Below are 7,417 nucleotides of genomic sequence, written 5' to 3' on the forward strand. Positions count from 1 at the left end.
GATAATGATAGTAATTATCGTTATCGATCTTATTGCGGTATGTTAGCATGTGCGGCTTAAAAACTGGTATCAAAAGTTCGCATTAAGGCTTTGTTATGACCCGACAATCCTGGCTGATCAATGTCAGCCTGCTGAGAACCCATCCCGCGTTTCGCGCTGTTTTTATTGCCCGTTTTATCTCGATTGTATCGCTGGGGCTGCTCGGCGTCGCCGTGCCGGTGCAGATCCAGGCCCTGACCCACTCCAGCTGGCGGGTGGGGCTGGCAGTCACCCTGACCGGCGGGGCGATGTTTGTTGGCCTGATGGTTGGCGGCGTGCTGGCGGACCGCTACGAGCGCAAGCGCCTGATCCTGCTGGCGCGCGGCACCTGCGGTATCGGCTTTATTGGCCTCTGCCTCAACGCCGCGCTGCCTGAACCCTCGCTGCTGGCGATCTATCTCCTCGGCCTGTGGGACGGCTTTTTCGGCGCGCTGGGCGTCACGGCGCTGCTGGCCGCCACCCCGGCGCTGGTGGGGCGAGAGAATCTGATGCAGGCCGGGGCGATCACCATGCTCACCGTGCGGCTGGGATCGGTTATCTCACCGATGCTCGGCGGCCTGCTGCTTGCCTCCGGGGGCGTGGTGTGGAACTACGCCCTGGCGGCGGCGGGAACCTTTATCACCACCCTGACCCTGCTGCGCCTGCCGCAGCTGCCTCCGCCGCCCCAGCCGCGCGAGCATCCCCTGAAGTCGCTGCTGGCGGCGTTTCGCTTCCTGCTGCGCAGCCCGCTGATCGGCGGTATCGCCCTGCTGGGCGGCCTGCTGACGATGGCCAGCGCCGTTCGCGTGCTCTACCCGGCGCTGGCAATGCACTGGCAGATGTCAGCCGCCGAGATCGGTATTCTCTACGCGGCCCTGCCGCTCGGAGCCGCCGTGGGGGCGCTCACCAGCGGCAACCTGGTTCAGCGTCCGCGTCCTGGCGCAATTATTCTCTTCTCAACCCTCGGGGCCTTTATCGCCATCGCCCTGTTTAGCCTGATGCCGGTCTGGCCGCTGGGCGTGTTGTTCCTTGCCCTGGCGGGATGGCTGAGCGCCATTAGCTCCCTGCTTCAGTACACGCTGCTGCAAACCCAGACGCCGGAGGCGATGCTGGGCAGGATCAACGGCCTGTGGACGGCGCAGAACGTTACCGGGGATGCGATTGGCGCAGCGTTGCTGGGTGGGATGAGCGTGGCGATGACGCCCGCCGCCTCGGCCAGCGTTGGCGGAGCGGTGCTGGCGGTGACGGGCGCGGTGCTGATCCTGCTTCTCGGTGAGCTGCGGCGTTTCCACCACAGCCCACCCGTTGACGCTTAACTAAACAGCGTGGCGAAGCGCTTGAGCAGCAGGGTGGCGCTGTAGTAGTCGAGGCGAAACGTCTCGGTGCCAAGGGCATAGACGCGTTTGTTCTGCACCGCGCTGAGATGACTCAACAGCGGGTTGGCGTAGATGGCCTCGGCGTCTTTCTCGTTACCGGCGAAGAGGAACAGCGCTTCGCCATTCAGTCCGGCGGCAAGGTTTTCCCCGCCCAGCTGGACGATATCGTGCCGCTTGCCCTGGCTCTGGCTGGCATGCAGTCCTTCAGGCAGCGTCGCCAGGGTAAAGCCCAGCTGTGAGAGTAGCTGCCCCTGGGCCGAGTCAGCGGTCCACAGGTTGGCGCTGTGCGCCGCCGGGTTATACACCAGGGCGCTGACCGGCTGCGGCGTCAGGGTCATCTGCTGCTTCACCTTCGCCAGCTGCTGATTAAAATCGCTAATTCGGGCTTTGGCCTGCGGCTCCTGGCCGGTGATCTCTCCGAGCTGGGTGAGCAGCGTCTGCCAGCTCTTATCGTCGTAGTTAATGATCAGCGTCGGGGCAATGGCAGAGAGCTGATCGTAAAGTGCCAGCGCCGAGTCGCCTCCAGTAGCGCTGATGAGGATCAGATCCGGCATCTGGGCGGCGACCGCCTCCGCATTCGGCTCACCAATATAGAGCCGGGCAAGCTTGCGCTGCTTCGCGATCCCGCCCCACTGGCGCAGGAAGCCGTTCTCGTCGGCAACGCGGTTGTTCGGCGCGGTTGCGCCGCTGGCCACCACCGGGGCGTCAATCGCCAGCAGCGAGCCGGTGAGCGTGACGCTGGTTGAGACAATGCGCAGAGGTTTATGATCGAGGGTATGAACGCCCCGGCTGTCGGCAATCTGGCGCGGCCAGTCGGCGGCATGGGCTACAGAAAATCCTAAAACAAAAAGACCCAGGGTCAGCAGGGACTTAAGCGAAAGCGGGGGGAGTTTCACGGCGTGCATCCTGTTATTGTGCGGCTAATGCTTCTCATTTTCATCATTGCGCCGCCGGATGCAAGTTTTTAGCCGCACAAAACTGCGTTCGCTGAGGTTGACATCGCTCGGGATAACTCTTAGCTTACCGACCCAAATATAAATGATAATAATTCTTACTACCTTTATCGTTTTCGGAGAAGGATATGGATACGTCAATGGCGGAGGAGACTCAGCTTACCGTGAACACGCTGGCATCAGACCAATTTTTCTTTATGTCGCCGTACCGCAGCTTCAGCACATCGGGCTGCGTTATGCGCATCAGCGAACCGGCTAACGGCGGGGACGATCTCAACGGCGCATTCCAGCAGCGGCTGGCTCAGGCATTCAGCGAGGCCAAAAAGCAGGGGATCGCTAAGCCAATCGTGGTGGGAGCCATTCCGTTTGATACCACTCAGCCCTCCGCGCTGTTTATCCCCCGAGCCTGGGAGCGTTTCTCCCGTACCGAGAAGCAGCACTCCGCACGCTACTTCCAGGGGAGAGAGGCCCTCAGCGTGGTCACCCGCAAGTCTATCCCGGAGCACCCGGTCTTTACCAATATGGTGACCCGTGCCGCCGCGCTCACCGCCACGCCGCGGGTTGATAAGGTTGTGCTTTCCCGCCTGATCGATATCACCACCGACAAACGCGTAGACGGCGGGGCGCTGCTGGAGCGGCTGATCGCCCAGAACCCTGCCAGCTTTAACTTCCACGTGCCGCTGCCCGACGGCGACGTGCTGCTGGGTGCCAGCCCGGAGCTGCTGCTGCGTAAAGAGGGGGCAAACTTTAGTTCCCTGCCGCTGGCCGGCTCCGCCCGTCGCCAGCCCGATGACATGCTGGATCGCGAGGCGGGCAACAAGCTGCTGGCCTCTGAGAAAGATCGCCACGAGCATGAGCTGGTGACCCAGGCGATGAAAACCGTTCTCGCCCCGCGCAGCCGTGTTCTGACGCTGCCGGACTCACCGCAGCTGGTGAATACGCCCACCCTCTGGCATCTGGCGACGCCTATCGAAGGGGTGGCGCAGGCGGAAGAGAATGCTCTGTCGCTGGCCTGTCTGCTGCACCCAACCCCGGCGCTGAGCGGCTTCCCGCACCAGGCGGCAAAAGATCTCATTGCCGAGCTGGAGCCGTTTAACCGCGACCTGTTCGGCGGCATCGTCGGCTGGTGCGACGCTGAAGGCAACGGCGAGTGGGTGGTTACCATCCGCTGCGCGCGTCTGCACGATAACCAGGTCCGCCTGTTTGCCGGGGCCGGGATCGTCCCAGCCTCGTCGCCGGAGGCCGAATGGCGCGAAACCGGCGTAAAACTCACCACCATGCTCAACGTATTTGGTTTGCATTAAGGAGCAATCATGACAATTCCTTTTACCCGCTGGCCCGATGAATTTGCCCGGCGCTACCGCGAGAAAGGCTACTGGCAGGATCTGCCCCTGAGCGATATCTTGACCCGCCACGCGCAGAGCGATGCGCTGGCGGTGATCGACGGCGAACGCGAGCTGAGCTATCGCCAGCTTAACCAGGCGGTGGATAACCTGGCCGCCGCATTGCAGGCAAAGGGGCTGCGAGCCGGGGAAACCGCACTGGTGCAGCTCGGCAACGTGGCGGAGTTCTACATCACCTTCTTTGCCCTGTTGAAAATCGGCGTTGCGCCGGTGAATGCCCTGTTTAGCCATCAGCGCAGCGAGCTAAATGCCTACGCGGCACAGATCAAACCGGCTCTGCTGGTGGCCGACCGCGATCATTCTCTGTTTAGCGACGATGGCTTTCTTAACGGCTTCATCGAGGAGCATAACTCGCTGCGGGTGGTGCTGCTGCGCAACGAGCCCGGCGAGCATGCCCTTGAGGCGGCCATCGCCCGTCCGAGCGAGCGCGTCGTAAACGCGCCGACGCCTGCCGATGAGGTGGCGTTCTTCCAGCTCTCCGGCGGCAGCACCGGCACGCCGAAGCTGATCCCGCGCACCCATAACGATTACTACTACAGCATTCGTCGCAGCAATGAGATCTGCCATTTCGATAACAGGACGCGCTACCTCTGCGCCCTGCCAGCGGCGCACAACTACCCGCTGAGCTCCCCCGGCGCGCTCGGCGTCTTCCTGGCCGAAGGCTGCGTGGTGCTGGCCGCCGATCCCAGCGCCACCCTCTGCTTCCCGCTGATTGAGAAGCACCAAATCAACGTGACCGCGCTGGTGCCGCCCGCCGTTAGCCTCTGGCTACAGGCGATCCACGAGTGGGGCAGCAACGCCCAGCTGGCCTCGCTCACGCTGCTGCAGGTCGGCGGGGCGCGGCTCTCCGCTACCCTCGCCGCGCGTATTCCAGCAGAGATAGGCTGTCAGCTACAGCAGGTATTCGGCATGGCGGAGGGACTGGTGAACTATACCCGCCTCGATGACAGCCTTGAGCGCATCAACAATACCCAGGGCTGCCCGATGAGCCCGGATGACGAAGTGTGGGTGGCGGACGCCGACGGCAATCCGCTCCCGCGCGGCGAGGTGGGCCGCCTGATGACGCGCGGGCCTTACACCTTCCGCGGCTACTTCAATAGCCCGCAGCACAACGCCAGCGCCTTCGACGAGAACGGTTTTTACTGCTCCGGGGATCTGATCGCTATCGACGACGCGGGCTACATCACCGTCCAGGGGCGCGAGAAGGATCAGATCAACCGTGGGGGCGAGAAGATCGCCGCCGAAGAGGTCGAGAACCTGCTTCTGCGCCACCCGGCCATTATTCATGCCGCGCTGGTGAGCATGGAAGACAGCCTGCTCGGCGAGAAGAGCTGTGCGTATCTGGTGGTATCCCAGCCGGTGCGCGCCGTGGAGATCCGCCGCTTCCTGCGTGAGCAGGGCGTCGCCGAATTTAAACTGCCCGATCGCGTGGAGTGCGTGGACGCACTGCCGTTAACGCCGGTCGGTAAGGTCGATAAGAGAGAGCTGCGCCTGCGGCTGGCCGAACGGTCACAGGCGTAACAAAGGAGAGAAGTATGGCAATCCCAAAATTAACCGGCTACGCGCTGCCTGCGGCCACCGAGATCCCGCAGAACAAAGTCAGCTGGGCCTTTGAGCCTGAGCGCGCCGCGCTGTTAATTCATGATATGCAGGACTATTTCATCAACTTCTGGGGCGAAAACTGCCCGATGATGGCCCAGGTGGTGGCGAACATCGCCGCCCTGCGCGCATTCTGCAAGCAGCACAACATTCCTGTCTACTACACCGCCCAGCCGAAAGAGCAGAGCGATGAAGATCGCGCCCTGCTGAACGACATGTGGGGGCCGGGACTGACCCGCAAGCCGGAGGAGCAGCAGGTGGTTGCCGCCCTGGCCCCGGACGAGGACGACACCGTGCTGGTGAAGTGGCGTTACAGCGCCTTCCACCGCTCGCCGCTGGAGCAGATGCTGAAAGAGAGCGGGCGCAACCAGCTTCTGATAACCGGCGTCTATGCCCACATCGGCTGCATGACCACCGCCACCGACGCCTTTATGCGCGACATCAAGCCCTTTATGGTGGCCGACGCGCTGGCAGACTTTAGCCGCGACGAGCATCTGATGGCCCTCAACTACGTGGCCGGGCGTTCTGGACGGGTAGTGATGACCGAGGATCTGCTTCCGGTGCCGGTCAGCAAGTCGGCGCTGCGTGCCGTGGTGCTGCCCCTGCTCGACGAGTCCGATGAGCCGATGGATGATGAGAACCTGATTGACTACGGCCTCGATTCGGTACGGATGATGGCGCTGGCCGCGCGCTGGCGCAAGGTCTACGGTGACATCGATTTTGTCATGCTGGCGAAAAATCCCACCATCGACGCCTGGTGGGCGCTGCTCTCCCGCGAGGTGAAATAGTGGCCGGACTGGATTTTAGCGGCAAGACGGTGTGGGTCACCGGCGCAGGGAAGGGCATCGGCTACGCGACGGCGCTGGCCTTTGTCGAGGCGGGGGCACAGGTTACGGGCTTCGATCGTGACTTCAGCCAGGCCGACTATCCCTTCGCCTGTGAGGAGCTGGATATTGCCAACGCTGACCAGGTGGCAGCGGTATGTCAGCGTCTGCTGGCTATCACCCCGCGTCTTGACGTGCTGGTGAACGCGGCTGGGATCCTCCGCATGGGGACAACTGACCAGCTGTCGCTTGACGACTGGCAGCAGACGCTGGCGGTCAACGTCGGCGGCGCGTTTAACCTCTTCCAGCAGACCATGGCCCAGTTCCGTACCCAGCGGGGCGGGGCGATTGTCACCGTCGCCTCCGATGCCGCCCATACGCCGCGCATCGGCATGAGCGCCTACGGAGCTTCGAAGGCGGCGCTGAAGAGCCTGGCCCTGACCGTGGGGCTGGAGCTGTCCGCCAGCGGTGTGCGGTGCAACATCGTCTCACCGGGCTCCACCGACACCGATATGCAGCGCACGCTGTGGACCAGCCCGGACGCCGAGCAGCAGCGCATTCGCGGCTTTGGCGAGCAGTTCAAGCTGGGGATCCCGCTGGGCAAAATTGCCCGCCCGCAGGAGATCGCCAATACCATTCTGTTTCTCGCCTCCGATCTCGCCAGCCACATCACATTGCAGGACATTGTGGTGGACGGCGGCTCGACGCTGGGAGCCTGAATATGATCTGGAAACGTCATCTCACCCTTGAGGAACTCAACGCTACCAGCAGTAATACCCTGGTTGCCCATCTGGGAATTGTCTATACCCGGCTGGACGACGACCTGCTGGAAGCGGAGATGCCCGTTGACGCCCGCACCCATCAGCCGTTTGGTCTGCTGCACGGCGGAGCTTCGGCGGCGCTGGCCGAAACCCTCGGCTCGATGGCGGGCTATCTGATGACCCGCGACGGGCAGTGCGTGGTCGGCACCGAGCTGAACGCCACCCACCACCGCCCGGTGTCGCAGGGGAAAGTGCACGGCGTCTGCCAGCCGCTGCACCTCAGCCGCCAGAGCCAGAGTTGGGAGATTGCGGTATTTGACGAGCAGGGCCGACGCTGCTGCACCTGTCGTCTCAGCACGGCTGTATTGGGCTAATCCTCGTGTAGGCCCGGTAAGCGTAGCGCCACCGGGCGTGACTGTGCTGATGCTGCATTGCCGGGCGGCACTGCGTTTGCCCGGCCTACGTCAGGCACGGTGCAGGTTT

Annotated in this window: 7 protein-coding genes; 6 read left to right on the forward strand and 1 reads right to left on the reverse strand. The window is 62.9% G+C overall.

The annotated features are described in order from the left end of the window. The first annotated feature begins 95 nt into the window (after positions 1–95). Positions 96–1,334, forward strand: a complete 1,239-nt coding sequence (entS, locus tag EV102420_RS11780; protein WP_042391922.1) for an enterobactin transporter EntS — start codon at positions 96–98, stop codon at positions 1,332–1,334. On the opposite strand, the gene fepB is transcribed toward entS, so the two are convergent. Then, a complete protein-coding gene (gene fepB, locus EV102420_RS11785; protein WP_255211679.1) occupies positions 1,331–2,290 on the reverse strand; it encodes a Fe2+-enterobactin ABC transporter substrate-binding protein in 960 nt (319 codons plus the stop codon). The genes entS and fepB overlap by 4 nt on opposite strands. Positions 2,291–2,475: 185 nt before the next feature. On the opposite strand from fepB, the gene entC reads away from it, so the two are divergent. From entC to entH, 5 genes are read left to right on the forward strand one after another with little or no spacing between them, the layout of a single operon-like run. Continuing rightward, positions 2,476–3,651 carry an isochorismate synthase EntC gene (gene entC, locus EV102420_RS11790; protein WP_042391926.1) on the forward strand — a complete coding sequence of 392 codons (1,176 nt, stop codon included), beginning with the start codon at positions 2,476–2,478 and terminating at the stop codon, positions 3,649–3,651. 9 nt (positions 3,652–3,660) lie between these two features. Beyond that, positions 3,661–5,271, forward strand: coding sequence for a (2,3-dihydroxybenzoyl)adenylate synthase EntE (entE, locus tag EV102420_RS11795; protein WP_042391929.1), 1,611 nt, complete (start codon positions 3,661–3,663; stop codon positions 5,269–5,271). A 14-nt stretch (positions 5,272–5,285) separates the two neighbouring features. Beyond that, entirely contained in the window at positions 5,286–6,137 is an 852-nt protein-coding gene (locus tag EV102420_RS11800) for an isochorismatase (protein ID WP_042391931.1), read from the forward strand. Between the two features lie 8 nt (positions 6,138–6,145). Continuing rightward, positions 6,146–6,892 (forward strand): 2,3-dihydro-2,3-dihydroxybenzoate dehydrogenase EntA, encoded by a 747-nt coding sequence (entA, locus tag EV102420_RS11805; RefSeq protein ID WP_106403926.1) that lies wholly within the window; start codon positions 6,146–6,148, stop codon positions 6,890–6,892. 2 nt (positions 6,893–6,894) lie between these two features. Further along, positions 6,895–7,308, forward strand: a complete 414-nt coding sequence (gene entH / locus EV102420_RS11810; RefSeq protein ID WP_042391935.1) for a proofreading thioesterase EntH — start codon at positions 6,895–6,897, stop codon at positions 7,306–7,308. The last annotated feature ends 109 nt before the right edge of the window (positions 7,309–7,417 follow it).

It is taken from the genome of Pseudescherichia vulneris NBRC 102420, from assembly GCF_000759795.1.
Taxonomy (GTDB): domain Bacteria; phylum Pseudomonadota; class Gammaproteobacteria; order Enterobacterales; family Enterobacteriaceae; genus Pseudescherichia; species Pseudescherichia vulneris.

Excerpts from the sequence above, each read along its gene's own strand:
- entE (WP_042391929.1), top strand. The coding sequence starts at position 3,661 with ATGACAATTCCTTTTACCCGCTGGCCCGATGAATTTGCCCGGCGCTAC.
- entH (WP_042391935.1), top strand. The coding sequence starts at position 6,895 with ATGATCTGGAAACGTCATCTCACCCTTGAGGAACTCAACGCTACCAGC.
- EV102420_RS11800 (WP_042391931.1), top strand. The coding sequence starts at position 5,286 with ATGGCAATCCCAAAATTAACCGGCTACGCGCTGCCTGCGGCCACCGAG.
- entC (WP_042391926.1), top strand. The coding sequence starts at position 2,476 with ATGGATACGTCAATGGCGGAGGAGACTCAGCTTACCGTGAACACGCTG.
- entS (WP_042391922.1), top strand. The coding sequence starts at position 96 with ATGACCCGACAATCCTGGCTGATCAATGTCAGCCTGCTGAGAACCCAT.